General features: G+C 37.9%; 20 protein-coding genes, 2 tRNA genes and 1 pseudogene. 12 read left to right on the top strand and 11 right to left on the bottom strand.

The window, feature by feature from the left end:
• Window positions 1–175: 175 nt before the first annotated feature.
• The 7 genes from AC0L7T_RS16145 to AC0L7T_RS16175 all read left to right on the top strand — a co-directional run bounded on the left by AC0L7T_RS16145 (window position 176) and on the right by AC0L7T_RS16175 (window position 5,227).
• On the top strand, window positions 176–487 hold the full coding sequence (locus tag AC0L7T_RS16145) for a darcynin family protein (RefSeq protein ID WP_473336541.1): 312 nt from the start codon (window positions 176–178) through the stop codon (window positions 485–487).
• A 28-nt stretch (window positions 488–515) separates the two neighbouring features.
• Window positions 516–1,244, top strand: a complete 729-nt coding sequence (locus AC0L7T_RS16150; protein ID WP_473336543.1) for an SDR family oxidoreductase — start codon at window positions 516–518, stop codon at window positions 1,242–1,244.
• Between the two features lie 57 nt (window positions 1,245–1,301).
• On the top strand, window positions 1,302–1,424 hold the full coding sequence (locus AC0L7T_RS16155) for a hypothetical protein (RefSeq protein ID WP_473336545.1): 123 nt from the start codon (window positions 1,302–1,304) through the stop codon (window positions 1,422–1,424).
• A 181-nt stretch (window positions 1,425–1,605) separates the two neighbouring features.
• Complete coding sequence (locus AC0L7T_RS16160; RefSeq protein ID WP_473343377.1) at window positions 1,606–1,962, top strand: DUF4260 domain-containing protein; 357 nt, start codon at window positions 1,606–1,608, stop codon at window positions 1,960–1,962.
• Between the two features lie 229 nt (window positions 1,963–2,191).
• Window positions 2,192–3,109: a helix-turn-helix domain-containing protein gene (locus AC0L7T_RS16165; RefSeq protein ID WP_473336547.1), complete on the top strand. Its 918-nt coding sequence runs from the start codon at window positions 2,192–2,194 to the stop codon at window positions 3,107–3,109.
• A 6-nt stretch (window positions 3,110–3,115) separates the two neighbouring features.
• A complete protein-coding gene (locus tag AC0L7T_RS16170; RefSeq protein ID WP_473336549.1) occupies window positions 3,116–3,778 on the top strand; it encodes an NAD-dependent epimerase/dehydratase family protein in 663 nt (220 codons plus the stop codon).
• A 381-nt stretch (window positions 3,779–4,159) separates the two neighbouring features.
• A complete protein-coding gene (locus tag AC0L7T_RS16175) occupies window positions 4,160–5,227 on the top strand; it encodes an NAD-dependent epimerase/dehydratase family protein (protein WP_473336551.1) in 1,068 nt (355 codons plus the stop codon).
• Window positions 5,228–5,332: 105 nt separating this feature from the next.
• On the opposite strand, the gene AC0L7T_RS16180 is transcribed toward AC0L7T_RS16175, so the two are convergent.
• Together AC0L7T_RS16180 and AC0L7T_RS16185 are read right to left on the bottom strand one after the other, a co-directional pair.
• Window positions 5,333–6,589 carry an alpha/beta hydrolase family protein gene (locus AC0L7T_RS16180; RefSeq protein ID WP_473336553.1) on the bottom strand — a complete coding sequence of 419 codons (1,257 nt, stop codon included), beginning with the start codon at window positions 6,587–6,589 and terminating at the stop codon, window positions 5,333–5,335.
• A 151-nt stretch (window positions 6,590–6,740) separates the two neighbouring features.
• Window positions 6,741–8,294 carry a sulfatase family protein gene (locus tag AC0L7T_RS16185; protein WP_473336555.1) on the bottom strand — a complete coding sequence of 518 codons (1,554 nt, stop codon included), beginning with the start codon at window positions 8,292–8,294 and terminating at the stop codon, window positions 6,741–6,743.
• Window positions 8,295–9,019: 725 nt separating this feature from the next.
• Here AC0L7T_RS16185 and AC0L7T_RS16190 point away from each other — a divergent pair.
• From AC0L7T_RS16190 to AC0L7T_RS16200, 3 genes are read left to right on the top strand one after another with little or no spacing between them, the layout of a single operon-like run.
• Window positions 9,020–10,132, top strand: a complete 1,113-nt coding sequence (locus AC0L7T_RS16190) for a Re/Si-specific NAD(P)(+) transhydrogenase subunit alpha (RefSeq protein WP_473336557.1) — start codon at window positions 9,020–9,022, stop codon at window positions 10,130–10,132.
• Between the two features lies 1 nt (window position 10,133).
• A complete protein-coding gene (locus tag AC0L7T_RS16195; RefSeq protein ID WP_014021957.1) occupies window positions 10,134–10,451 on the top strand; it encodes an NAD(P) transhydrogenase subunit alpha part 2 in 318 nt (105 codons plus the stop codon).
• A 5-nt stretch (window positions 10,452–10,456) separates the two neighbouring features.
• Window positions 10,457–11,824, top strand: a complete 1,368-nt coding sequence (locus tag AC0L7T_RS16200) for an NAD(P)(+) transhydrogenase (Re/Si-specific) subunit beta (protein ID WP_473336559.1) — start codon at window positions 10,457–10,459, stop codon at window positions 11,822–11,824.
• A 74-nt stretch (window positions 11,825–11,898) separates the two neighbouring features.
• Here the strand turns inward: AC0L7T_RS16200 and AC0L7T_RS16205 are convergent, their stop codons facing one another.
• From AC0L7T_RS16205 to AC0L7T_RS16240, 8 genes and pseudogenes are all read right to left on the bottom strand, one after another.
• On the bottom strand, window positions 11,899–12,522 hold the full coding sequence (locus AC0L7T_RS16205; RefSeq protein ID WP_473336561.1) for a class I SAM-dependent methyltransferase: 624 nt from the start codon (window positions 12,520–12,522) through the stop codon (window positions 11,899–11,901).
• 133 nt (window positions 12,523–12,655) lie between these two features.
• Window positions 12,656–16,417 (bottom strand): DEAD/DEAH box helicase, encoded by a 3,762-nt coding sequence (locus AC0L7T_RS16210; protein WP_473336563.1) that lies wholly within the window; start codon window positions 16,415–16,417, stop codon window positions 12,656–12,658.
• 1,064 nt (window positions 16,418–17,481) lie between these two features.
• Window positions 17,482–17,920: pseudogene (locus tag AC0L7T_RS16215) on the bottom strand (IS982 family transposase); the annotation flags it as partial.
• Between the two features lie 120 nt (window positions 17,921–18,040).
• On the bottom strand, window positions 18,041–18,583 hold the full coding sequence (locus AC0L7T_RS16220; RefSeq protein WP_473336565.1) for a hypothetical protein: 543 nt from the start codon (window positions 18,581–18,583) through the stop codon (window positions 18,041–18,043).
• Window positions 18,584–18,917: 334 nt separating this feature from the next.
• On the bottom strand, window positions 18,918–19,247 hold the full coding sequence (locus AC0L7T_RS16225) for an L-rhamnose mutarotase (protein WP_473336567.1): 330 nt from the start codon (window positions 19,245–19,247) through the stop codon (window positions 18,918–18,920).
• Window positions 19,248–19,261: 14 nt separating this feature from the next.
• On the bottom strand, window positions 19,262–20,095 hold the full coding sequence (locus tag AC0L7T_RS16230; protein WP_473336569.1) for an amidohydrolase family protein: 834 nt from the start codon (window positions 20,093–20,095) through the stop codon (window positions 19,262–19,264).
• A 20-nt stretch (window positions 20,096–20,115) separates the two neighbouring features.
• Window positions 20,116–21,201 carry a 3-oxoacyl-ACP synthase III family protein gene (locus AC0L7T_RS16235; RefSeq protein WP_473336570.1) on the bottom strand — a complete coding sequence of 362 codons (1,086 nt, stop codon included), beginning with the start codon at window positions 21,199–21,201 and terminating at the stop codon, window positions 20,116–20,118.
• Window positions 21,202–21,820: 619 nt separating this feature from the next.
• Window positions 21,821–22,459, bottom strand: coding sequence for a peroxiredoxin (locus tag AC0L7T_RS16240; protein WP_473336571.1), 639 nt, complete (start codon window positions 22,457–22,459; stop codon window positions 21,821–21,823).
• A gap of 231 nt (window positions 22,460–22,690) precedes the next feature.
• On the opposite strand from AC0L7T_RS16240, the gene AC0L7T_RS16245 reads away from it, so the two are divergent.
• Window positions 22,691–22,762: transfer RNA gene (locus AC0L7T_RS16245), tRNA-Glu, on the top strand.
• A 26-nt stretch (window positions 22,763–22,788) separates the two neighbouring features.
• A tRNA-Glu gene (locus tag AC0L7T_RS16250) sits at window positions 22,789–22,860 on the top strand.
• Between the two features lie 223 nt (window positions 22,861–23,083).
• Here AC0L7T_RS16250 and AC0L7T_RS16255 read toward each other — a convergent pair.
• The gene (locus AC0L7T_RS16255) at window positions 23,084–24,931 is read right to left on the bottom strand and encodes a chloride channel protein (RefSeq protein ID WP_473336573.1); all 1,848 of its coding nucleotides are present in this window, start codon (window positions 24,929–24,931) and stop codon (window positions 23,084–23,086) included.
• Window positions 24,932–25,355: the final 424 nt, after the last annotated feature.

Raw genomic sequence — 25,355 nt, forward strand, 5'->3', positions numbered from 1 at the left:
TAGGATTTCCCGTGTTTACGGGAAATGGTGTAATCACAAAAAAATCAGGCTATTTGGAGGCTGAGTCATAGCAACGCTATGATGAAGTCGAAAATAGCAACGAAGTGACTGATTTTGAAGTGATTCCATCACGAAATAGATGATCTATTGCATATTTCGGGTTTAATACAAAAAGATGAATTATTCAATTTTGATTTTATATCAATCAACAACTCATTGGCTTGCTTTAAGTAAAGAAGAAAGGACAACCTTTTTCAACGATAAAATCACGCCCATTTTCAAAAAATTTGAGGGTAAATTAACCATCAGACTTTTTGATAGTGAAGCCTTCCATTCCAAAACTTCAGATTATATGTTAATCGAGTGCACCGGTTTAAAGGATTACTACTATTTTATGGAATACCTCAGGGATTCTGAATTGTTTAGCAAGCCTTATATCCTATTAAATGATGTCATCATTGGCATAGAGAATGGTTTTCAACATTAAGAAGAAGAAGTTTATAATAAAAAATGACATGAAAATAACAGGCAATAAAGTACTCATTACTGGTGGAAACAAAGGCATTGGATTAGCTCTGGCTAAAAAATTCCTAAAGCTTAATAACCAGGTAATAATTACAGGAAGAAACGAAGCTGATCTAAAAGCTGTAAAACAGGAGTTTCCGGTCATTTATATTTTGAACTGCGATTTGACTACAAAAGAGGGCTTAGACAAACTGACCCAGTATATTGAGAAAGAGCATCAGGACCTGAATGTTTTAGTTAATAACGCAGGTATACAATACAATTACACCTTTGCAGAAGATCCAGAAGCAATACAAAAAGTAGATTTTGAGACAAACATTAATTTTCTTGCACCAGTTAAACTTACGGCCATGCTATTGCCCATTCTAGAGGAGAATAAGAATGCAGCCATTATAAATGTCACCTCCGTACTTGCCCTTGTTCCCAAAGATGTGGCTCCGATCTATTGTGCTACCAAAGCAGGACTCCATATTTTCACTAAAACCCTTAGGCAGCAATTGAAAAAAGTCAAAGTTTTTGAAATTTTACCCCCTCTGGTAGATACTGCAATGACCAAGGGAAGAGGAAAAAATAAAATCACAGCAGAAAAGCTCGTGGATGAATTTATGATCGCTTTTGAAAAAGACAGGTATGAGGTAAGAATTGGAAAGGTGAAATTATTGCTATTGCTAAATCGAATAAGCTCCAGGTTGGCGCACAGCATAATAAATAAAAGCTAACGAACCGGGCCAACTTCCCTCCCATCTCCAATGTACTTGGTCTTAAACCCGGATTCAATGACATCGTTAAAAAAGTACCGTAATGATGCTAAATTGAGAGATTTTGTCAGCATTGTTGCAGAAAAAAGCAACAATACCGCCAAAATCATGTCTTTTATATTTCAAAAATCCATGGGTTAAAAACCGATGCTATTGATAATATCATTGGTTCTAGAAAAAATTAAATGGAATAATGCTATAGATTTATTAGCCAATGAAGTAAGCAAAAAAATAGGTTTCTTGATTTTTGTCAAGAGCTATTGGAATAAAAATTTTGATCTTTATGTCTAAGAAAAAAAACACCGTAATTATGACTAAGGAAATGAATTCGCTTCTAAGACTTGAAGAAGTAGGCCAGTTTTTACTCGCCATACTCTTGTTTACTAATTTAGATTATGCCTGGTGGGTTTTCCCTACATGTATTTTACTGCCTGACTTATCAATGCTGGGGTATTTAATCAACCCAAAATACGGTGCCTGGCTATATAATTTCTTTCATCATAAATTGACGGCAATTTTGATATTTGCCCTAGGTTTTAATCTAAACCTACCTATACTAATTTTGACAGGTATCATATTATTTGGCCATTCATCAATGGATAGAATTTTTGGCTATGGGTTGAAATACAATGACGATTTCAAAAATACGCATTTGGGTAAAATTGGAAAGAAAGCGTAAGCTTCATCAATTTTAAGAATTAGAAATCAAACAAACTTTCCAATTTTAGGTTGGTCCTGAAGGCAAACCTGAAAATTCTGGTATAGACTTCTTAAGCGTTGGAACGACCAACTTTAAGCCCTATATTCAATAAACATTGCACACTCAATTCATTAATGTTCTTTTTTCAGCATTTTGTGTTATCAATTTCAATAGAATTAGGTGAAATTTGACCTTAGCTAAAAATAATATGCCGGAAGAAATATTACGTATAAAATCAATTAGTGGATTGCATGCGATATGTGGTTTTGCTAAGCCAGTTCATCCGCTAATTAGTATCATAGATGTTAGCCAATGGAAAATTGGTCCGGAATGGTTGGGAAAAAAAATGGCTTTGGATTTGTACACCATTGCTCTGAAGGACGCCAGCTGTGGGCTAAACTATGGACGCAATGCTTACGATTTCAATGAAGGCGTACTAATTTTCACTGCGCCTAATCAGGTCACTTCAATTCAAAAAATACAGCAAATAAACGAAATAAATGGATGGATTATATTCATTCACCCCGACCTAATTCGCCATACAGATTTAGGACATCGAATAGACGATTATGGCTTTTTCTCTTATGATGTCCATGAGGCTTTGCACCTTTCAGATGAAGAGCAAAACACCCTTTATGAATGTGTAAACTTAATTAAAGCTGAAATCAAGGAAAGGATTGATAACCACAGCCAGCGTGTCATTGTAAGTACTTTGGAATTGCTATTAAATTACAGCCTGCGTTATTATGAACGTCAGTTCAATACCCGTACTGCACAGAATATAGATACGGTTAGTCAATTTGAAAATTTGCTCAAAAGATATTATAAAGAAGGGAAGTTTATAGAACAGGGCACTCCTTCTATCGATTATTTTGCAGAGGCCATCCATCTTTCTCCCAAATACCTTAGTGATCTATTGAAAAAGCAAACGGGAATTGGCACCAAAGACCACATCAATAATTTTATTGTTGATAAAGCCAAGACTTTATTACTAAGCGATGCAGATTCCGTAAGTGGCATTGCCTATAAACTAGGCTTCAATTACCCTCATTACTTCAGTCGTTTGTTTAAATCCAAAACAGGGATGACACCCAATGATTATAGGAAAAAATCCTTTCTAAACTAAATTTCCATGAAAATTATTATTACCGGTGCATCAGGAATGGTTGGCCATGCTGTGTTAATAGAATGCCTTGAAGCCACTTTTGTAGAAGAAGTTTTGCTTATTAATCGGCGGCCCATTGCACTACATCATCCAAAGATTAAAGAGCTTTTGGTGGCGGATTTTGAGCAGATCCCATCACATGCCAGCAATTTAGCAGGATACGATGCCTGCTTTCACTGCATGGGAGTTTCAGCCATGGGGCTTAGTGAAGAAGCTTATACCAAAATGACTTTTGGCTATAGTAAATTTTTGTTCGATACTCTTTATAAAAGTACCCCGGGCATGACAGTCACCTACATTTCTGGAGTAGGAACGGATAGCTCTGAAAAGGGGAATAGTATGTGGGCCAGGGTCAAAGGAAAAACTGAAAACTATCTTTTACACCTGGGTTTTAAGGATGCTTATGCCTTTCGCCCAGGAATAATCTTGCCAGAAAAGGGCGTGAAATCAAAAACAGGCTGGTACAATACGTTATACGTGCTTCTAAGACCAATTTTCCCATTATTTAGAAGAATGAAAAACACAATCGGAAGTAGCGATTTAGGGAAAGCCATGCTGTTACTCGTTAAAAGTCCGAATGAGAAAAAAGTACTAGAACCCTACCAGATCAAGCAATTGGCAAATAAATAAACCAATAAAACACTTTTCAAATTAAACCCTAAATATCAAATACCTATACAAATGAAAGATCACGGTTAGAAATACCATAAATGAAGTGTTTTCCATAATTAGTGTTAAAGCTTCAGTATTTGGTGTTAACCTTTCCAAATCCTTTATGTGACATTTGTGTATCAATATTAAACCCGAAATATGCAATAGACAAGCTATTACGTGCGGAAATCCCTTCAAAATACCCAATCGTTGCTGTTTTCAATTCTACCTGACGGTAGACAGGTTCACCATAGCGGTGCTATGCTAAAACCTCCAAACAGCATGATTTTCTTGCGATTGCCACACTTCCCGTAAACACGGGAAATCCTATTATATAATCCGGGTTAAAACAGAACAATAATGACAACAATAGATAAATCAAAACCTGTTATGGTTACAGGTGCCAATGGATATGTCGCCAGTTGGTTGGTAAAAAAACTACTGGATGAAGGAATCACTGTACATGCGGCAGTCCGGAATCCAAATGATGAAAAAAAAATAGGCCATCTAAAAACAGCCGCTACCAATTCACCTGGTGAAATCAAATTCTTTGCAGGAGATTTGCTGCAAGCCGGATCCTACAAAGCAGCCATGGAAGGTTGTGAGTTGGTGTACCATACGGCTTCGCCATTTACAATGGACGTCAAAGATCCACAAAAGGAATTGATAGATCCTGCCGTAAATGGCACCGCGGATGTATTGAATACAGCAAAAGAGGTAGCTTCAGTTCTGCGTGTAGTCGTCACGAGTAGCTGTGCTGCGATTTATACAGATGCCATCGACACGGTAAATGCACCCGGAGGTAGAATCACCGAAGAAGTTTGGAATACCACCGCTTCCCTGGACTACCAACCTTACTCCTATTCAAAGACTTTGGCAGAAAAAAAGGCTTGGGAAGTCGAAAAGTCCCAAAGCCAATGGGATTTAGTGACCATCAATATGTCCTTGGTTTTAGGACCGGCATTGAATGCTGCCAACACCACTTCTGAAAGTATCAATATTCTCAAGATACTAGGAGGCGGTGAACTCAAAATGGGCGCGCCTAAAATGGGGCTTGGGGTGGTTGATGTACGTGATGTAGCCGAAGCACATTTTAGGGCTGGCTATACCCCAGAAGCGAAAGGGCGATACATAACGTCTGCACATGATACAGACCTTCTGGAAATGAGTGCTGTTTTATTACCAAAATATGGGTACAAGTATCCTTTGCCCAAACGAGCAATGCCTAAGTGGTTATTAATGTTGATTGGGCCAATGGCCAATAAGCTCTATACCCGCAAGTATATCAAAAACAACGTAAACATACCCTTTCATGCAGACAATTCTAAAATAAAAAGAGACCTTGGTATCAAATTTATGCCTCTCAAAGAAACAATGGAAGATTCGTTTCAAGTATTGATAGACGAAGGAATAATTAAAGGTAAATAGTAATGTTACATCAAGCTTTCCTTCAAAAAAGCATGCAAAAAGGAGGTCCAATTGACCTCCTTTTTATTTTCAATGAAGGTTAAATTTTATTTTCCATTAATTGCTCTAAAAATGCTTGTCAGCAAAATCAAGGTATTGTTTCCAATCATAAGGTAGCAATCCATGGCCGCCTGAACGAATGTGATAACCTATCGTTCCCATTACCGGTTGGTCTAATGGGGGAAGCACTTCTGCTGGGACTCCTTCTTTCCCAAAAAGTTCATAGGCTGGAGAAGCCGCAACACAAGCTAAAAACTCACCCTTTGGGTCTGCCCAGGTATCTTCGACACCACTGGCCACATACAATGGTCTAGGCGCCATCAATGCCAACAATTGGTGTTGATCTACAGGTAATTCATTTTCTTTTTTATTGTAGACAGTAAAGCTATCTGAGAACCAATAAGGGATTACATTGATCATCTGTCCTATGGTTTCCCCATAGGCTCTTCGAGACAATGCTGCTCCCCCACAACCTGAATTATTGGAGATAACCATGCCAAACCTTTCATCTGTAGCTCCAGCCCATAAAGCGGCTTTACCCAATCTGCTATGACCCAATACAGCAACTTTCTTATCGTCAACCCAATCTTCCTCTTCCAGGAAATCCATCACTCGGGAAAGGCCCCAAGCCCATGCGGCAATACTTGCCCAGGAATTGGCTTCTCTTTTCTCCTCCGGATACAAAGCATGAACACCGTTCTTAAAACCATCTGCATAATCAGGATCTATTTGACCATAGTAAAGGGTAACCAAGCCATATCCTCTGGATAAAATATCCTCATAGGGCCAGTTGTCAATTCTTAGGCCCCTGCCTTTTTCGGATGGCTTATTGTTTGCACTTCCCATGGCTTCGTTGTTTCTAACCCAGGTGTCTGGAACAGCAACTTGATCGTCTGAAGAAATAGTGTGATTGCCATAAAAGTTGAGGCCCAAAAAAGCCGGTACCTTTTTACCAGTATTGGGATAAAACAGCAACAGATCAAGGTCAACGGTTTCCCCTGCTCTTGCCAAAGTAAGTCTTACTACCTGACGAGTAGCCTTCCCATTCAAATAATCCTTATTTTCCAATAATATTTCACTGGTAATTTGACCATCCCATTCGGGAGATTTGCCATATATTTCATTTTCAAATATTTCAACCAATTCTGCCCTTCTTTTCCCCCATTGCTTTTTATTGGTAACGGTTTTACCACTTTCCATGGTTAAAAGACTGGGCAATTGGTACTCAGGCACCTTATCTTCCTCGTAATTCGGCTCAAATTTTTGACTATAAGCTGGAATAAGAATGCCTACCATACATATTAGGGCAAGTAATGTTTTCATTTTATACTCTTTTAGTAAATAGATTGATCTAAAGTTAAAAATTAGTTATTGCCTTTATCCATTCAATATTAAATAGGTATTAGACCTTATTTTAGATACTGAAGGTGCTTCAAAAGACACAATGGCTACAGTTTACCTATCAAGTGTCTTATCAGTTTTTTATTTTTAATGGAACAGACCTTTCTGATTCACGGTATTTTTGAAGTAGCGTTTCCATTTCTTTTACCTTCTCCTGGTTTTCCGTGTACAAATTCACTCTTTGCTCTGGATCTTCCTCCATATTAAAGAGGAGACCCGCTGTCTCAAAATCAGAATATCCTTTCAATGCTTTGAAGGATGGAGGCAAAGGCCTATGACCACCCGTTGAATCATCAATGTACAACCATTTCCCTTTTCTTATTCCCCACTTCGTCGCATAAGTATTGTGTACGGTTGCTTCCCTCAATGGTGTTGGGTAAGGTTCGGATTTCAAAACTGGTAAAAGGTTGTAACTGTCAGGGGCTGCATTTTCAGGAAGGCTGGCTCCTGTTATTTCAGCTAAAGTGGCCATTAAATCTATCTGAGAAATCGTTTCCTGAGAAACTGATCCCTCCTTAATTTTTCCTGGCCATTTAACAATAAACGGTACATGATGGCCTCCCTCCCAAACGTCACGTTTGAGGCCACGAAAGTTCCCCATGCTAAAATGCCCATACTTCTCTGCTCTCTCCCAGGCATAGGCTTCAGGCCCATTGTCTGCACTGAATATCACAATTGTGTTTTCCTCTAGTCCCTTGTCTTTGATGGCTTGGATTACCTGACCTGCTACCCAATCACTTTGTACCATGAAATCTCCATAGGCACCAGCCTGTGATTCCCCATCAAATTCATCATTTGGAATGATGGGCGCATGGGGTGATGGCAAAGCCAAATAAAGGAAAAATGGTTTTTTAGGATCTCTTGTATTAATGTATTCTACTGCTTTGTCAGTAAGGCCTGGCAATACCTTATAGGGATTCCAGCCTTCTACCTTAGGCCCAGGCCTAAATTCCCAATCCCCTTCTTTGGTGGAATAACCGATGTTTTGAATATCCATTGATGCATTCGGTACAATGGGTAGTCGGTCATTTTCTACCCATGCATAAGGTGGGAAATTGATGGTGCCATCCCCATAATAATAGTCGAAACCCCTATCAAGGGGACCACCGGAAATCGGTTGGCTCCAATCAATGTCTTGCGGCAAATAAACTTTTCGCATTTGTCCCCATTGCATGACTTCTCCAGAGGGTTCATTCTTGAACGTCCAGTCCCAACCAAGATGCCATTTGCCGATACAAGCCGTCTCATAGCCTTTGGTCTTTAATACCTGAGGAAGTGTAATGTCTGAATCATTAAAAAACGGTTTGCCAAACGCACCAACTATCCCGTGCTGTCGCCTCCAATGGTAACTTCCAGTTAGCAGTGCATACCTGCTAGGAGAGCATATACCCGAAGAACTATGGGCATCAGTAAATCGCATTCCTTCTGAGGCAAGTTGGTCAAGATAAGGTGTAGGGATTTTAGAGGCTGGATTTTGGATACCTAGGTCACCATAACCCATATCGTCAGCATAGATGATAACAATATTTGGAGTTGTATTTTCTTTTGATCCGGTACAGGAAATGGCCAGCATGTATATGCTGGTAAAAATAATAAATCTAGTCGTTTTTGCAGTTATAGCGTTCATCTGAAGAGGATTTGCCCTAATTTAAGGTAAAAAATGAATTATTTCCTTATTCAAACGCTGCTTAGTGGTTTTAACCTAAATTTAACCCGAAATATGCAATAGAAAATCTATTACGTGCTGAAATCGCTTCAAAATACCCAATCTTTGCTATTTTCAATTCTTCCTGACGGTAGAAAGGTTCACCATAGTGGCGCTACGCTGAAATCTCCAAACAGCCTGATTTTCTAGCGATTATAACACTTCCCGTAATCAAGGTAAATCCTATTATATAATCCGGGTTAATCAATGAATCATTAATATGTTTTGAAAAATTACTTACGAATATTCGCAAGTATTTCTGGAAATCTGGCAGAACTAAAATTTTTTTTAATAAATCAAAAATAAAAATTGGTCTTACCCTATAAGGAAGAAGGGGGAAAAAGGGGACGAATCCCTAAAACCTAACCAATTTTAACTTAGTTTAGAGAAATCAAATGAAAGCAAAGTCCGATTTTGAGGAGAAAACCATTTAATGAGCTGGAAAATTTTCAATATGTTTAAGGCAATAGGAAAAAAAATCCTTCAACTAGCTAAAAAGAGAAAGTTTTGGCAAACATTACGGTAAAATCCGTAAAAAAGTGCTTTTTTTGCACTGCCAAAATCATTTGAAGCTTACAGTTGGGCCTGGAATGAAAACATTTGATTTTGGACACTCAATGATTGGAATACATTTATAAACCACCATTATGATTTTAGGAATTTTAAAAGAACCTTCTCCGGAAACCAGGGTTTCCTTGCATCCGGAAGCTGTAAAGGTCCTAACTGCATCAGGCAATAAAGTCCTGATTGAAAAAGGAGCCGGAGAATCCTCTTTCCTTTCTGATACCACATATTTGGACGCTGGTGCTGAAGTTAAAGATCGCGAAGATGTTCTGAAAGGGGCAGAAATGATTTTTCAAATCACTCCTTTAGACACCACAGACCTGGCTTTTTTATCCAAGGGGAAATACCTATTTGGCGTATACCAACCCCTGGTAGCAAAAGAGCTTATGAAAACGCTTGCTGATACAGGCGTTTCTTTGTTCAGTATGGACTCCATCCCAAGAATTTCACGTGCACAAAGCATGGATGTATTGTCCTCTATGAGTACTGTATCAGGTTACAAAGCAGTGCTATTGGCAGCTGCCAATTTGCCTAGATTCTTCCCTATGTTAATGACTGCTGCTGGTACAATTGCACCAGCGAAGGTATTGGTAATAGGTGCTGGAGTCGCTGGTCTTCAGGCTATCGCCACTGCCAAAAGGCTCGGTGCTGTAGTAGAAGCATTTGATACCAGACCTTCAGTAAAAGAACAAGTAGAAAGTTTAGGAGGTAAATTTGTAGAAGTCCCGGGAGCTGTAGAAGATTCAGGTGCAGGAGGCTATGCGGTTGAGCAATCCGCAGAATACAAGCAAAAACAATCCGAAATGCTGGAAAAATCCATCATTAAATCAGATGTTGTAATCACTACGGCACTGATACCTGGAAGAAAAGCCCCTATCCTGATTACCAAAGCAATGTTGGAGAAGATGAAATCCGGAGCTGTAGTGGTAGATTTAGCCGCAGCTAATGGAGGAAATTGCGAAGGAACCAAAAACAACGAAACAGTATCAATTGATGGGATAACTGTAATAGGCAACTCTGCCTTGCCATCCACCATGCCACAGGATGCAAGTAAGATGTACAGCAAAAACGTACAGAATCTTTTGAAACTCTTGTTAAAAGAAGATCAATTGAACCTCAATTTTGAGGACGCAATAATTAAAGGAACCTGCATCACTCATGATGGAGCGATAGTTTATGAACCCTTATTAAAATAATATGGAAGCGATTATTGAATATATATCAATTAACCAACAAGAACTTTATATTTTCATTCTGGCGATATTCGTAGGCGTTGAGGTAATTTCAAAAGTACCTACTGTGTTGCACACACCATTAATGTCTGGGTCAAATGCCCTCTCAGGAGTAGTGATTGTAGGGTCTATTATAGTTTTAGGAAAAACAGACCCTTCCAATTACCTGGCTTTGTCGCTAGGCTTTTTGGCGGTATTGCTGGCTACCCTAAACGTGGTAGGTGGATTTGCTGTGACCAACAGAATGTTAGAGATGTTTAAGAAAAAACCAGGTAAAAAATAAGAATCATGATTTTACAGATAATAGATATTTGCTACCTGGTAGCGGTGGTACTCTTTATCGTTGGTATCAAGATGATGAGTCATCCAGATTCTGCGAGAAAAGGAAACAGCATCGCCCTAGCAGGAATGATATTGGCTATTTTAGCCTCCTTTTTGACCCCAGGTTTAGATAATCTGGCACTTATTTTAATAGCAATGGCGCTTGGAACAGTAGGTGGATTATACTCCGCTAAAACCGTTCAGATGACGGCCATGCCTCAATTGGTATCCTTCTTCAATGGTATGGGTGGAGCTGCCGCAGCCTTGATCGGTTTGGTAGAATACGGTGACCTTCCAGTAGATGACATTGGCAAAGGAGCAGTACTTATGTCCAGTTTAGTGATTGGATCCGTTTCGTTTTCAGGTTCATTGGTTGCAATGGGAAAACTACAAGGTGTTTTAAAAGATATTCGTATCAATAAAATGCTTGGATTTGCCGTATTGGGAGTAGCTATAGCATTGGCTGCTTATATACTTACCTCTGGCGCACCTCAGCCGACTTTAATTTATGTATTGGTTGTGCTTTCTCTCATTTATGGTTTGATGTTCGTCTATCCAATCGGTGGTGCAGATATGCCTGTAGTAATTTCCCTGCTCAATTCATTGACAGGGGTAACCGCTGCTACCACTGGATTACTTTATGACAATAAAGTAATGCTAATGGGTGGTATTTTGGTTGGTTCTGCGGGGATTCTACTTACCTTATTGATGGCCAAAGCCATGAACCGCTCCGTTTCAAATATCCTATTTACTTCCTTTGGAGCTTCTGCTGGAACTGCTGCTGCGGGTCAGGATGGGGATCAGGTGGCCAAGGAAATCAATTCTTATGATTCCTCCATTTTATTGGCTTATGCCAAGCGGGTAGTAATTGTACCTGGATATGGTTTGGCAGTTGCACAAGCACAACATGCTGTCCATGATTTAGAGAAAATATTAGAAGAAAAAGGTGTTGAAGTACTTTATGGAATTCACCCGGTAGCGGGTAGAATGCCAGGTCATATGAACGTGCTCTTAGCCGAGTCGGATGTTTCTTATGACAAGCTTATCGAAATGGATGACATCAATGAGAAGTTCCCAAACACGGATGTAGTAATGGTGATTGGCGCCAATGATGTGGTCAACCCTGCTGCAAACGATGATCCTTCAAGTCCTATTTATGGTATGCCTATACTAGAAGTTAATCGAGCAACCAACGTGATAGTGATCAAAAGAAGTATGAGTTCAGGTTACGCCGGAATTCAGAATGCGCTTTTCTTTGACCCTAAAACCCGAATGCTTTTCGGTGACGCCAAAAAGGTGCTTAATGAACTCGTTGGAGAAGTTAAAAACATGTAATTTCAAAGGCTGCCTTAATAGGGCAGCCTTTTTTTTATACTCTTTAGTAAATGGAAGTGGTATCTAATTTGCTTCTACTTTTTCTTTCCTACAAACCTAATTACAGACCCTTTGCCATTATGGTAAAGCCCTTCACCAAGTTCTACCTCTTTTTCCTCCAATTGAATAATGGTGTAATTTTTAAAATCGGCTTTGATCTCTTCTATAGAAAAGAGTGAATCCAAGTCTTTGGGACCTCCAACTTTTTCATTTTTTGCACGAAATTGCAAATTCTTCTTGCTAAAAGCTTCAAAAACAATTGTCCCACCCTTTTTTAAATAGCCATCCAATACTTTATGGTATTGGGACTTAACATTGGCAGGGAAATGAGCATAGATTAGGGCTATTACATCAAACTGCTCCTTCGAGTAACTTACCGAGGCCATGTCTTTTACCTGATAATCTATAACAACCCCATTCTTATCAGCCAATTTCATGGCTTTCTTCTTTCCTTCCTCACTTTGGTCAAATGCAAAAACAGACCAACCAAGTTTTGCTGCGAAAACGGCATTTCTGCCCTCTCCTTCAGCTGGCAATAGTAATTTACCAACTTTTAATTCCTTAATTTTTTCTTCAAAAAATAAGTTAGGTGCTTCCCCATAGGCATAGGCTTCATTGCCATACCTTTCATTCCATTTTTTTATCCAAATATCTTCCATCACTTTAAATTTAATAAATAATTCCGGATTCGAAGACATGGAAAAAGGTAACCTAATGAATTTAACTTGAGCGATTTCGTCAGCATCGTTGTAAAAAAAACGATTCCATTAAAATCATAAGGAAAATCCTAAATCAATCAAACAAAGCCAACATGCCATCCCCATCCAAAGAACCAAGGAAGCTATCTCCTTCAGTAATCACTTCTTTTGCCATCTTGGTTTTTGCCTGCTGAAGGCGCATTATTTTCTCTTCGATCGTATTCGTACAAACCATACGATAGGCTATCACGTGTTTTTCCTGCCCCATGCGGTAACAACGGTCTATGGCCTGGTTTTCTACTGCCGGGTTCCACCATGGGTCCAAAATATAAACATAGTCGGCAGCGGTCAGGTTCAAACCTGTTCCACCTGCCTTTAAGCTTATTAAAAACACCCGCTTAGTGGCATCCCCTTGAAACTGATTGACACGGGCCTCACGTTCCTTAAGGCTGGTTTTACCATCCAGATAGGTATATTCAATGTGGTTTTCCTTTAACTTCTCCTGAACAATATCCAGCATTTTCACAAATTGGCTAAACACCAATACTTTGTGATTACCCGTTTTTTCCTTGATGTGCTCGAGTAGGATTTCAATTTTGGCAGAGGCCAACTTTCCTTCATTGTTGGGAACAAGTGCAGTGGAATCACACACCTGTCTTAACCGGGTAAGTCCCTCTAAAACATACATTTTAGAGGATGCTGACCCTTCCTCCTCAAACTTCTTAAGAAGGAAATCCCTATATTCATTTCTATAAGCATCATAAATTTTCCGTTGGACAGCATCCATCTCGCAATACAGGTACTCTTCTGTTTTTTCAGGCAACTCGGTGAGCACTTCCTTTTTGGTTCGTCGGAGTATAAAAGGTTGAATCTTGCGCTGTAGTTCAGACAAAATCTCAGCATTCCCCTTTTTCAATGGAAGAAGAAAATTGTCGTTAAAACCTTTGAAATTTTGGAAAAACCCTGGATTAACAAAGTTCATCTGTGCATAAAGTTCGGCCAATCCATTTTCAATAGGGGTACCTGTAAGGGCCACTTTAAATTTTCCTCTCAGTTTAGTGATGGCTTTATAACGTTGGGAATGCACGTTTTTTATGGCTTGAGATTCATCTGCGATAATGGCATCAAATTCAATTTGCTTAAGCAAATCCAAATCGTTTATTACTAGTCCGTAACTGGTCAATACTAACTGATGCTTGCTAAGTTCCTCCACCGAATCATAGCGGTTGCCATGATGGATGAAGTAATCGATATGTGGAGCAAATTTTTCAAGTTCATTTTTCCAATTAAATAGCAAGGTGGTGGGAACAATGACGAGAACACGTTTCTCTTTTTTCTCTACCAATTTGCAGATCATGGCGATCAACTGAAGGGTTTTGCCCAAGCCCATATCATCCGCGAGGATTCCTCCCCACCCATATTCCTGAAGGAAATTCAACCAATTCAGACCAGCATATTGATAATTTCTTAAGGTTGCATTTAGTCGCTTTGGAACTGTTGTTTGTTGGATTTCAGTAAACGTTCTCAGCCTTTCTTTTTTCTCTTGTATTTCCTGTAAAATATCCGGATAACTCACCAATTCCGAAAAGTCATCGAGGAGGTTAAACTGGGTTTTGGCAATTTTAATTTCCTCTTTGTTGGTCTCTCCAGTTCGAAAAAGGCGATTGAATTTTTTGACCCATTCCTCTGGCAAAATACCGATAGTACCATCTGCCAACTCTATAAAATTATTGTCCTTTTCCAGCGCCCTTTTTATGTCTTTTAGCTTTACCTTATTGTTTCCAAAAACCACCTTAGCATTGACTTCAAACCAGTCCTGAGAAGAGCCAAACTCCATGCTAATTTTAGGAGGAAAAGGAGAGTATTTTTTAATTTTGATTTTCTCCAAACCAAGCACCCTCACTCCATGCTCTTTGAGGATCTCAAAAGCTTTCATAAACCATAGGTTATCCATAAAAGCATCGTGTGTCAGGTGGAAAAACCCTTGACCTCCTCCCCTTTGGAAACTAGGATGCAAGTCTCTCAGTAAATCTAGGTATTCCTCCTCTACATCTTCATCACGCAGGTAAATCGTCCTGGTATCAGGATCCATAATAGTGTTTCCTTCGAGTGGATTGGAAAAGGCATTTTCCCCATATTTGACAAAGGGCCTGAAAATCACCAATCCTGTCAATTCAGACACATATAGTTCCCGCTGCATTGTATCAGTTCCATCAGCTTCCTGAAACACCCCGGATTCATCTATAATTTCAACATTTTTAGACATGGGCAATAATATTTTATTCACTAAATCATCCAGTTCACTTTCCACTACTTGTAATACCGGAAAATCCCTTAAAAACTCAAGCACCTTCATCTCAGAGGGACTTCGTAGATAAAATAATGTCTGATTTAAAAAAATGGCATAGGTTGAATTACTTGCCAATTGATCATTTATTTCCTCCAGCGAAAATTCCTGTTCACCGGACTTCAAAATGACCAAGACATCATACAACAAACCTTCTTTACGTATTTTGACCACCAATTTGGTGTTCAAAACTTGAAGTGGTTGTCCAAAATTTCTTTTCTTTGGGTATTGGGCATCCCGAACATTTCCGCTAAAAGCAAATAGTCTATATTCGGATGAAAGGCGCAAAAACTCCCCAAACAGGTTATAAATTACTTGAAGATCTTTCTTTTGAAGGGCCTTGTTTAGCCTCTCTACAACTACCAAAATACTTTCCAAATCAGGATTATTTCCCAGTCGAATATCGTCCGGATCATCTAAAATCGTAAATTTAACTTTTAACGCTTTTGGCTCATTTTTGCTCCCCTTGGCCATAAACGCCAGTATTTTTTCAAAGTTTCCCCGATAGTCCATTACCAAGGCAAAGGCAGCATGATACAAACCCCATTCAGAGGAAGTCTCAATTGCAGAAAGGTTCTCTTCAGCAGCACGGAACGGTGCAAATAGATTTTTCTCCATGGTTTTGGAAACGCGGTCAACATTATAGAAACCTCTAATGGGTCCCTTAGGAATCATAATAACCTCGCCTTCAGAATAAACAATACTCAATGCTTTATTTGGGTCTTTTATTTGGTTTTGTAAGCCAAAGCGGTGCAAATAATCCTTCATTGCCTGCTTCTTCTGTGCACTACTTAAAAGATACAAATCCTTTAATTGGGGATTTTTAAAGTACATTTTTAGCCATTGCAATCCTAAGGTTACCAAGTGCGCTTTATCGTATAATCCACTAATAATTATTTTACCTTTTAAAAACTTAACCGTAAGTTGGTGCAGGTGCCCATGGATTTCGACATAATAATTGTAACCATTTTCCAAGATAATAACATTTTCCAACCAAGCATGAATAGGCTTGTCAGGAACCATGGTCATCATTTCAGCCAGCTTAGGTATTTCTTCCTGCTCACAAGGAATTTCCACGGGGAAAGTCAATTCGTTATTGAGAAAAACTGGATCGGTGGTCTCTTTGTTAACCTCCATAAAGGTAAACCTATTTCTATACGGCTCCGAAATAAACGCATTGCGGCTATTCACTTCCAGGTACAGAATAGCGGCTGCGACATGCTTGCATTCAAAGTTTTGCATAAAATACATGCAGTTGCAATCGTATGCCTCCTCTTCAAAATATTCCTCGCCATCTTCCCAATCATTCTCCATTAAACAAATGGAAACCTGATAGGATGGCTTCACATTACCCTTTACCAAAAAATAATAGTCTTCCAATTCATCATCGAAAAAATCGAAAGATACCTTCCCTTGTTGGAAAAGTAACTTCCCTCTTTCTATCAGTTGAGGAGACAATCCATTCTTGAGATATTTTAATGTTTTTAATTGGGTTTTATCAAGTGGCATAGACTTTAAATTATTATCAAATTAGAGGGTTTAATCATAAAATTAAAGACACATAAATTATTTTAAACAGATTTTATTGTCATCCAACTGATGCTAAAATTAGCGGAATTCTATGGGTTTCATTAAATAAAAAGAGATTTTTCTTCCTTATATTTTAATAATTTTCCGCTGGGTTTTAGGGTATACTCAAATAATAAATTAACTACCCTCCTTCTCTCACGAATTATGATTTTAACGATAGGCATAACGACACTAATTTTAATGGATTTGTGGTGATTCTTTACATTTCCTGACATACTGTCTATTCATAGCTATAAGAAAATTGATATTTGAACCCGGATTATGTAATAACCTGAGTTCGATTTGAAATCGTCCTAAATAAACAACTATTTCGTCACTGCTAACCCTTTTAGAGGGTTGTCTTAGGTGGGGAAGGGAATGGCAGTCTCGACTTGTTCGGGATTCTCACAGCTTTTTCCACTAAAAGTCCTCCCTAAGCCTACCAATGACAGATTTTATAAAACTGAATTAGGTTCAGGTCATATGATAAATTAATTTCCGCCTTGTAGATTTTTGGCGTTAAGAAATTTAAGCAGAGATTAGCAAGCCTTAAATTTTAGCCAAAAAGATACTCAGCGGCGGGGTTTTCCCTGAAGTCCCAGGACAGGTTGGTTACTTTTTTGACCACTGAATAAACTCAGGGCAGGCCCTGAGCTACTTTGTTTCTGGGCAGGCCTGCAGCAAAAAAGTAACAAATGCAATAGTAAATGTTTTGGCATAGATATAGGAAATTGGGATGCTGGGAATATTATTAAAGTTTTTGGCCAGGGTAAAGGCATATTTAATATTTATCCGTTCATTTCTTTTCCCCTGACTTGCTACGCATCAGGACAGGCCCTGAATAAGACAGGGTAAACATGATGAAAAGAAACGAACCAAAGAAAAATCTAGCCAAAACTAATCTTCCCCCCACAAAGCCCAACGTCGCCTCGTAGTTTTGGCCCGGCCACCGCGTCCCAATATTAATAATTCCGTTAAAAATTACTATCTACCTGAGTTCTATTTTAATATATGGCAATTTGGTTAGTTTGGACGGTTTCATATTTGATTCCAGGCTTTTTTGGGAAAAAGTATAAGCAATCAAGCCTGAGATCAAATTTGTGATGAAATTATTAAATGAACGGTGTCGGGAATGTTCAATCTGGCACATGTTTTTAAGTTCATCATTCACCGTTTCAATGACAGATCTTTTTCTGAGCATTATCTTATCTTTTAGTTCCATCAGGGTATTTTTCATATTATTTCTGATATTGGTAATCAGGTGAAGGCCATTAATAAACAATAATTCCGTCAATACTTTGGATATATATCCTTTGCAGCATAAAGTTTTCCTTTTAATTCATTCACAAATCTTTTATTCTTCAAGGGAGCTCTGTCATCAACATTTCCCTGAGTAATTGCAAAATTCAAAAGTTCCCCTTTGTCATTGATTATTAGATGAAGGGGAGGGATGTAAAGGTGATATGGAATGATAGCCTGATTTTCAAAGTAATCACTGAATTGGATATTCCTTTTCAGGGATTATTTTAATAAATTATGTATCAGTGATGCTGAGAAATACATTTACAAATTAAAATTATAAGCAAATACCAATAAAACAGGCCAAGGCTCAGTAAGGCCAGTAATCCGTGCATCTTGTTTTAACCCTTCCAAATCACTTTTATATTCAGAAGATCTTACTGGAATTATTATTCCCATATCCCAAAAATTCCCTTCTTTCCGATTGCTATTTATTTTAATTCCCATACCAAAAGAGGGACCAAAATAAGTTTTACTTGATTGAGGCAATCCATCAATTTTAATCGCAGCATTCGTACCAACCATACCTGAGAGGTAAAATTGAGCCATACCCTTGCTTTCAAAATCTTTAATTATCCCTACATTATAACCAATGTCAGCAATCTGGTAGCCAACACCTCCAAATAAATGTACTCCTTTAGCTACATTTGTACCCATATTTAATCCAATTCCTCCATATGGAAGCCCAATGCCAATCCCAATATTGGCACTTCCTTCTTGTGAGCTCAAATGATTTTTCTGGGAAAATGCGGTTAAACTAAGCACCATGCAGGCAAAAAATAGCCCTAAAGTTTTACTTATTTTCATAATAATAAAAAGTCTATTCTGGTTGATATTTTTTACCAATTCAATAAAAAACATTTAATGCAATACGAAATACTGAAATCTATATTTCATAAAACTAAATTTATAATAGCTTAAAACTACTTATATTTTTATTATAATCTAAAATAAAACATTGAAAATTTATAGGTCAAATACTCCCATTTTTTCATAGGGAAAAAGTAAAATTCTTCAATTCCATTTTACCTTTACCAATAGGTAAATCATAAATGCGAAGTAGACTTTCATTCACGCAAAATAGACAATAGATAAAAACCTATTGCTTTTATTGGGTTAATAAGCTGCTATTTTTTGTTTTTTATAGCGAAAAAATCTTTTCCATGACTACCCATTTTTCTCCTGGTTTGGCCCATGGAAGTGCCTTTTGCAGCGTACTCATTAACTTTTCCCATTCCTGCACCTTTTGATTGCTTTCATCCATTTTGGCTTTTTCCTCAAAAGAAAAGAATTCCCCAACCTCCATGATCATAAAAAGCCGGTTTCCCGTAAGGTAAATATCCATCACTTCAATGTCTGCACCTTTTATACTAGAAATTATTTCTTCAGAAACCTTTTTGTGATGGTTAATGTACTTCTCGATGATGATAGGATCATCCTTTAAATCCAAAGCAAGACAATATCTCTTCATAATGAAATTTTAATTTAAAGACGATAAAAGTTTAACGCGTTCCCGTGCCATATTTTTTGCAAGGTAGACTCGGAATGGCCTTTGAAATATCCTTCCACCAGTCCTATTACCTGTTCGTAACTACCTGCCAATTTGCAAACTGGCCAGTCCGACCCGAACATCAGCCTATCCTCTCCAAAGGCTTCCATTACGGTATCCATATAGGGATAAAAATCTTTTTCCTCCCATTGATTCCATGCGGCCTCCGTTATCATTCCCGATAACTTACAGTGAACGTTGGGGAATTCAGCCAATGCTTTGATGTTCTCCTTCCACTTCTCATTCTGACCATTCTTGATGTCCGGCTTCGCCAGGTGATCGAGAACAAAGCTTCCTCCCTCAAAATTGGACACTGTCTTGATAGCACCTTTCATTTGATGTGGAAGCACCAAAAGGTCATAGGTATACCCAACATCGAATATTGTTCTTAAGCCTCGTTGAAAGGCTTCATTTAGGATGTATTCGGGGTCTTCTTCGTCCTGAAGAACATGTCTAAAGCCTTTTAGCTTTTTATAGGCTTCATAGACGTTTAACCGCGCTAGCAGTTCTGGAGTCTTTAAATCGATCCACCCCACTACGCCTAAAATAAAGGGATGTTCTTCAGCAAGTCCAAGGAGGAATTCGTTTTCCTTCTCATCCTGTAATGCTTGTACTGCAACGGTCCCTTCCACCCCATTCGCCGCTAATACTGGAAATAAATCATCTGGAAGAAAATCCTTCTTCAAATTGACCATTTCCTCACTAATCCATGAATAATCAATCTGATCATAGCGCCAAAAGTGCTGATGTGCATCTATCTTTCTGATCATAGCAAATGAATAGTTAAATATTAAGGATGAAGATACACAAAAGCATTAATATTCATCCCAGCCCCAACAGAGGCAAATAAAGAATAGTCATCGGATTTGAATTGATGGTTTTCTTTTTTACCCTTCACCACCAAATCGTAAAGAATAGGTACAGTTGCCACCGAGTTATTTCCCAATTCCTGAATACTCATAGGCATAAGACCATTTGGAATATCGGTTTTGTCATAAAGTAAAAAAAGACGCTCTAAAATATTGTGGTCCATTTTGGCATTTGCCTGGTGAATTAATACATGCTTGAGGTCTTCTATATCAATTTCGGCACGTTCAATACACTCCTTAAGCGTAGGCGCAACAGTTTTTATTGCATATTCATACAATTTTCTACCATTCATTTTTAAAAACCGGGTGTTGTCAGGGTAATCGGGATTGTAAGAAGGCCCCATAGTCAATAGAAAGGCATGGTCTAAGGTATCTGATCTTGTAATATGTGCCAGTATACCGGCTTTACTTTCCCCTTCCTTTGCCTCTAAAATGACCGCCCCTGCACCATCAGAAAAAATCATACTGTCGATGTCATGGGGATCAGAAATTCGAGACAAGTTTTCCGCTCCTATTACCATCACCCTTTTAGCATCACCAGATTGCAGGTAATAATTGGCTTGTATCATCCCCTGGATCCAGCCGGGACAACCGAAAGGTAAATCATAAGCTACAGTATAGGGATTTTTTATACCTAGCTTGTGTTTGACCCTGGAGGCTATTGTTGGACAAGTATCAATTCGAATATTATCATTCAAAATATCGCCAAAATTATGTGCCACTATAATATAGTCCAGGGATTCTCCGTCTATATCAGCTGAAGTCAAGGCGTCCTGTGCTGCAAAATAAGCCATATCTGAAGTCATTAAATTGTCCTCCAGATACCTCCTTTCTCTTATTTCAGTGATTTTTTGGAGCGTTGCCACAATATCTTGATTAGGTTTAACTAATCGTTTGCCGCTTGCATCATAAAATTCTTTGGTTAAAAAATAATCATTGGGGACAATCTTTTTTGGTAAGTATTTCCCTGATCCGACGATAATGCTACTAATTATTTTCTTATCCATTAACTAATTTTCTATTCTTAATTTAAGAATTATAAAATATGAATTATAAATTATTTGTTTGAAGAAATTTATCTGAATGATACGAATAATTATGCCTGAATTTATTATATCAGCAATGATTTTAATCAGTTTTTATGGAAAGAAAATTTAAAAACTACAAAAATAAAACAATAACTTCAAAAAGTACTAAAATAATAGCAAACTAAAAATAGGCCATGTATTTTGCCTGGCATAAACTTGGTTAATATTTGACATCCTTTTTGATTCCATTATAAAATAAACCATCTGATCTGGAGATCTCTCTATAGTTTATTGTTTCTCAATCCAATGTTTGTCTTACTAAAAGTTCCGACTTGGCTAGACCTATATAAATCCCTTACAGTGGGCATCAATTTCATAGGAAGGTATCGTCCTGTAATTGTGACCATTTACAAAGCTCATCAATACCACAACCTGAAATTATTAATGATTTCGAATCCTGAAATTTAGGTTTAGGGATAAAATTTAATAAAATGCCTACCAAAGAAGTAAAACCTTTATAATCATGAAAAGACATTTTCAATTTACCTACAAAAAGAAAAAGGGGCTGAAAAAGATCAGCCCCACTATTTTTCCTAATTTATTTTAAATCAGGTTGTGGTGTCATTCTTAAATAAGGTTTTATTTCCTTAAACCCTTTAGGGAATTTAGAAGGAATATCTTCCGTTTTAATGGCAGGTGAAACAACCACATCTTCACCATTTTTCCAATCTGCTGGTGTAGCTACTGAATAATTGGCGGTTAACTGCAAAGAATCAATTACCCTTAATAATTCAACGAAATTTCTCCCTGTGCTTGCAGGATAAGTGATGATAAGTTTTACTTTTTTGTCATTACCGATGATAAAAACGGAACGAACGGTAAAACTTTCATTGGAATTTGGATGAATCATGTCATAAAGTTCGGAAACTTTTTTGTCCTCATCAGCAATTATAGGGAAACCAACAGTTGTATGTTGTGTCTCGTTAATATCTTTGATCCAAGACCTGTGACTTTCTGCTCCATCCACACTTAAGGCAAGCATTTTAACATTCCTTTTGTCAAATTCGTCTTTTAGCTTTGAAGCAGCTCCCAATTCGGTAGTACATACTGGAGTGTAATCGGCAGGGTGAGAAAACAAAATACCCCAGCTGTCTCCAAGGTAATCGTAAAAGTTAATTTCCCCTACTGAAGAGTCAGCGGTAAAATCCGGTGCAATATCTCCTAATCTTAAGGCCATAATTTTAAAATTTTTAATTTGATAATTATTCTATGGGTTATATAATTGAAACAGAATAGACAAAAATAAAGTTTACCAACCCCTATTTTTTTTCTTTCTATAAATTTTACCCCTAACTTTCAAAGGATTGTGATAACTTTTGGATTATTTTTTTGGTGGGTTTTGGTTTGTTCTTGAAAGACCCTATATTTGCATCACCATTTAGGAAAAAGAGCACATCAATACTCAAATGGTCCGTTCGTCTAGGGGTTAGGACGTATCCCTTTCACGGATGAAACACGGGTTCGATTCCCGTACGGACTACTTCACATGATGCTCTTTTTTATTTTGGTCCGTTCGTCTAGGGGTTAGGACGTATCCCTTTCACGGATGAAACACGGGTTCGATTCCCGTACGGACTACAACAAATTTTTTTTGTTTGCCACCTGGCAAGCAAATTTTATTTGTGGTTGTTAGTGGTTAAAGTGAATAAAAAAACCTGATCTATTGATCAGGTTTTTTTTTTGCATTAGTTTGATTTCTAATTTTGAAATCAGTCCAAATATTAAAATTCATTTTGAAATGTTTTTTTTGTATTGGCACCAAACATTAGGAACCCTATCCCCTTTCTGTCAATCCGCTTCTTTACTCAGAGTAATCCCTAAGCAAAGCACGATAATTGGTTAAGATTTTTGACCTGCTAATAAAGCCTTTAAACATTCTCTCCTCATCAAGCAAAGGCAATTGCCATACATCTGCTTCATCAAACATCTTGGTTACCTCCATTACAGAATCATTGGGCGATATAATGAATGGCGGGGCAATGGCCAATTGATTTACGCTTGTTCCATCTGCAGACTCTTTATTTAGCAGGAATGGACGCAATTGTTCCCGATTCAACACGCCCCAGAATTGATTATTGGCATCCACTACAGCCATACTATTTTGATCACTGTTTCTGAATATATGAAGCACTTCTTCCATACTATCAGTGGTTCGGATTAGAATTGAGGAAGGGTTAATACAATCATTTAGCGAAATATGAGCCAAAATATTCTGATCCTGCCGTGTTGTAAATATATCCCCTTTTTCAGCCAACTCTTTAAAAGATGGATTGATTGGAGAAAACGAACGGTTGATGATATAAGAAGTCACTGAGACAATCATCAGAGGGATAAACAAATCATACCCACTGCTGGATTCAGCAATTAGAAATATCGCTGTCAGTGGGGCATACATGGCTCCAGACATTACCCCAGCCATACCTACCAACATTAAATTGGTCGTGGGGACATCTGTAAAACCCATTATTTCTAAAGAGAACCCAAACACGAATCCTAAAAGTCCGCCAGCCATCAAGGAAGGTGCAAAATTACCTCCATTTCCTCCAGAGCTTAAGGTGATGCTGGTGGCAAATGCCTTTAACAATATCGTTAATGATAAAAACACTATAATGATAACATCTGAATTCCCAATATACCGAAATAGACTGTCCTCAATTAGCAATTCTACATCACCTTGATAAATGGTTCTAATATTCATATACCCCTCACCAAAAAGAGGTGGAAACAAAACGCAAAGAATGGAAAGAATACCACCTCCTAAAATCGCTCTACGAAGCACCTGTTTTTCAAATCGATCAAAAAACTTTTGAACCCTTTGCCCAACAACTAAAAAGTACCTTGCGTATAAACCTGTCAATACCCCTAAGCCCAGAAAATAAATAACATTGAAATGATTGAAAGTTTCGCGCGCCTGAAAATTAAAGAGTATGTCCTCATTCAAGATAATTGTAGAAAGCAGACTTCCACAGATGGCAGCAATAACTAATGGTATGAAATCTGTAAAAACAAGCCCTGTAAGAATTATCTCGAAGGCAAACATTATTCCAGCTATAGGAGCATTAAAGGCTGCAGAGATTCCGGCCGCAGCACCTGCGGCCAATAATAGTGTTCGCTCTTTAAAACCCAACCTGTACCGCTGAGCATAGTTAGAGCCAATCGCCGACCCTGTGACAGCTATTGGCGTCTCAAGCCCTACAGAACCCCCAAACCCCACAGTTATCCCACTCTGTAAAATTTGAGAATACATCTTACTTAATTTTACTTTGCTCTGCTTTTTGGAAATATCTTTGAGAATAAAGGAAATTTCCTTCTCCTCATCTCCCTTAAAAAAATATTTTACAATAAAAGCGGTTAGGGTAATGCCAATCATGGGGAAAATCCCATAGATAAGTAACCTTTCCTCTAAAGGAACATCTGCGCTAATGGAAGATTGAATATAATGAACAAATACTTTCAAAATAACCCCGGCAGATCCAGCACTAAGTCCAACCAAAATACCAGACAAAACAAGAAACTGCGAACGGGTAACTTTTTGACTTACCCAAATTAAAAATAACTCTATGAAATTAAATTTCCGGTAAGGATATTGAATAAAATTCTTTTTGAATTGTAAATAGCTTATATAAAGAACTTTTATTTTCCTATTCATTTAAATTTTCAGATGATTAAACCCGAAATATGCAATAACTGTTCTCTAACATGGTGTAGCCACTAAGAAGCCTATTGCGTAATCCGGGATAAAGTTGATATAATTAGACAATTAACTTCTCCAGACCAAAGGTTGAAATTTTGCTTAACCCTTCATTTTCTTCATAAACTAGATGAGACCCCACAAACCCAAAATACCGCCAGAATCAAATGCTCAAAACAGCAATTAATCAAAACATCTCTGGTAGCCTATTTTTATATTCTGCACTCAAATATAAATCCATTTTTGAGGTTCAATTATAGTAAATCAATTGGATTTGGGTTTAACTCGAAATCAGAGATCAAAAATGGGTTTTCAGGATTTAAAGGTAGCACAAATTTTATATTATTTTATGCCAACATCAGCATACCTACTATCTTTATGA

The sequence above is a fragment of the Cyclobacterium sp. 10D3-21 genome (assembly GCF_055809755.1).

Bases quoted from the DNA above. Each gene is read 5' to 3' on its own strand.
- AC0L7T_RS16145 (WP_473336541.1), top strand. From the start codon at position 176: ATGAATTATTCAATTTTGATTTTATATCAATCAACAACTCATTGGCTT.
- AC0L7T_RS16150 (WP_473336543.1), top strand. From the start codon at position 516: ATGAAAATAACAGGCAATAAAGTACTCATTACTGGTGGAAACAAAGGC.
- AC0L7T_RS16210 (WP_473336563.1), bottom strand. From the start codon at position 16,417: ATGCCACTTGATAAAACCCAATTAAAAACATTAAAATATCTCAAGAAT.
- AC0L7T_RS16200 (WP_473336559.1), top strand. From the start codon at position 10,457: ATGATTTTACAGATAATAGATATTTGCTACCTGGTAGCGGTGGTACTC.
- AC0L7T_RS16170 (WP_473336549.1), top strand. From the start codon at position 3,116: ATGAAAATTATTATTACCGGTGCATCAGGAATGGTTGGCCATGCTGTG.
- AC0L7T_RS16205 (WP_473336561.1), bottom strand. From the start codon at position 12,522: ATGGAAGATATTTGGATAAAAAAATGGAATGAAAGGTATGGCAATGAA.
- AC0L7T_RS16155 (WP_473336545.1), top strand. From the start codon at position 1,302: ATGACATCGTTAAAAAAGTACCGTAATGATGCTAAATTGAGAGATTTT.
- AC0L7T_RS16175 (WP_473336551.1), top strand. From the start codon at position 4,160: ATGACAACAATAGATAAATCAAAACCTGTTATGGTTACAGGTGCCAAT.
- AC0L7T_RS16225 (WP_473336567.1), bottom strand. From the start codon at position 19,247: ATGAAGAGATATTGTCTTGCTTTGGATTTAAAGGATGATCCTATCATC.
- AC0L7T_RS16190 (WP_473336557.1), top strand. From the start codon at position 9,020: ATGATTTTAGGAATTTTAAAAGAACCTTCTCCGGAAACCAGGGTTTCC.
- AC0L7T_RS16230 (WP_473336569.1), bottom strand. From the start codon at position 20,095: ATGATCAGAAAGATAGATGCACATCAGCACTTTTGGCGCTATGATCAG.
- AC0L7T_RS16180 (WP_473336553.1), bottom strand. From the start codon at position 6,589: ATGAAAACATTACTTGCCCTAATATGTATGGTAGGCATTCTTATTCCA.
- AC0L7T_RS16160 (WP_473343377.1), top strand. From the start codon at position 1,606: ATGAATTCGCTTCTAAGACTTGAAGAAGTAGGCCAGTTTTTACTCGCC.
- AC0L7T_RS16185 (WP_473336555.1), bottom strand. From the start codon at position 8,294: ATGAACGCTATAACTGCAAAAACGACTAGATTTATTATTTTTACCAGC.
- AC0L7T_RS16255 (WP_473336573.1), bottom strand. From the start codon at position 24,931: ATGAATAGGAAAATAAAAGTTCTTTATATAAGCTATTTACAATTCAAA.
- AC0L7T_RS16220 (WP_473336565.1), bottom strand. From the start codon at position 18,583: ATGAAAATAAGTAAAACTTTAGGGCTATTTTTTGCCTGCATGGTGCTT.
- AC0L7T_RS16165 (WP_473336547.1), top strand. From the start codon at position 2,192: ATGCCGGAAGAAATATTACGTATAAAATCAATTAGTGGATTGCATGCG.
- AC0L7T_RS16240 (WP_473336571.1), bottom strand. From the start codon at position 22,459: ATGGCCTTAAGATTAGGAGATATTGCACCGGATTTTACCGCTGACTCT.
- AC0L7T_RS16195 (WP_014021957.1), top strand. From the start codon at position 10,134: ATGGAAGCGATTATTGAATATATATCAATTAACCAACAAGAACTTTAT.
- AC0L7T_RS16235 (WP_473336570.1), bottom strand. From the start codon at position 21,201: ATGGATAAGAAAATAATTAGTAGCATTATCGTCGGATCAGGGAAATAC.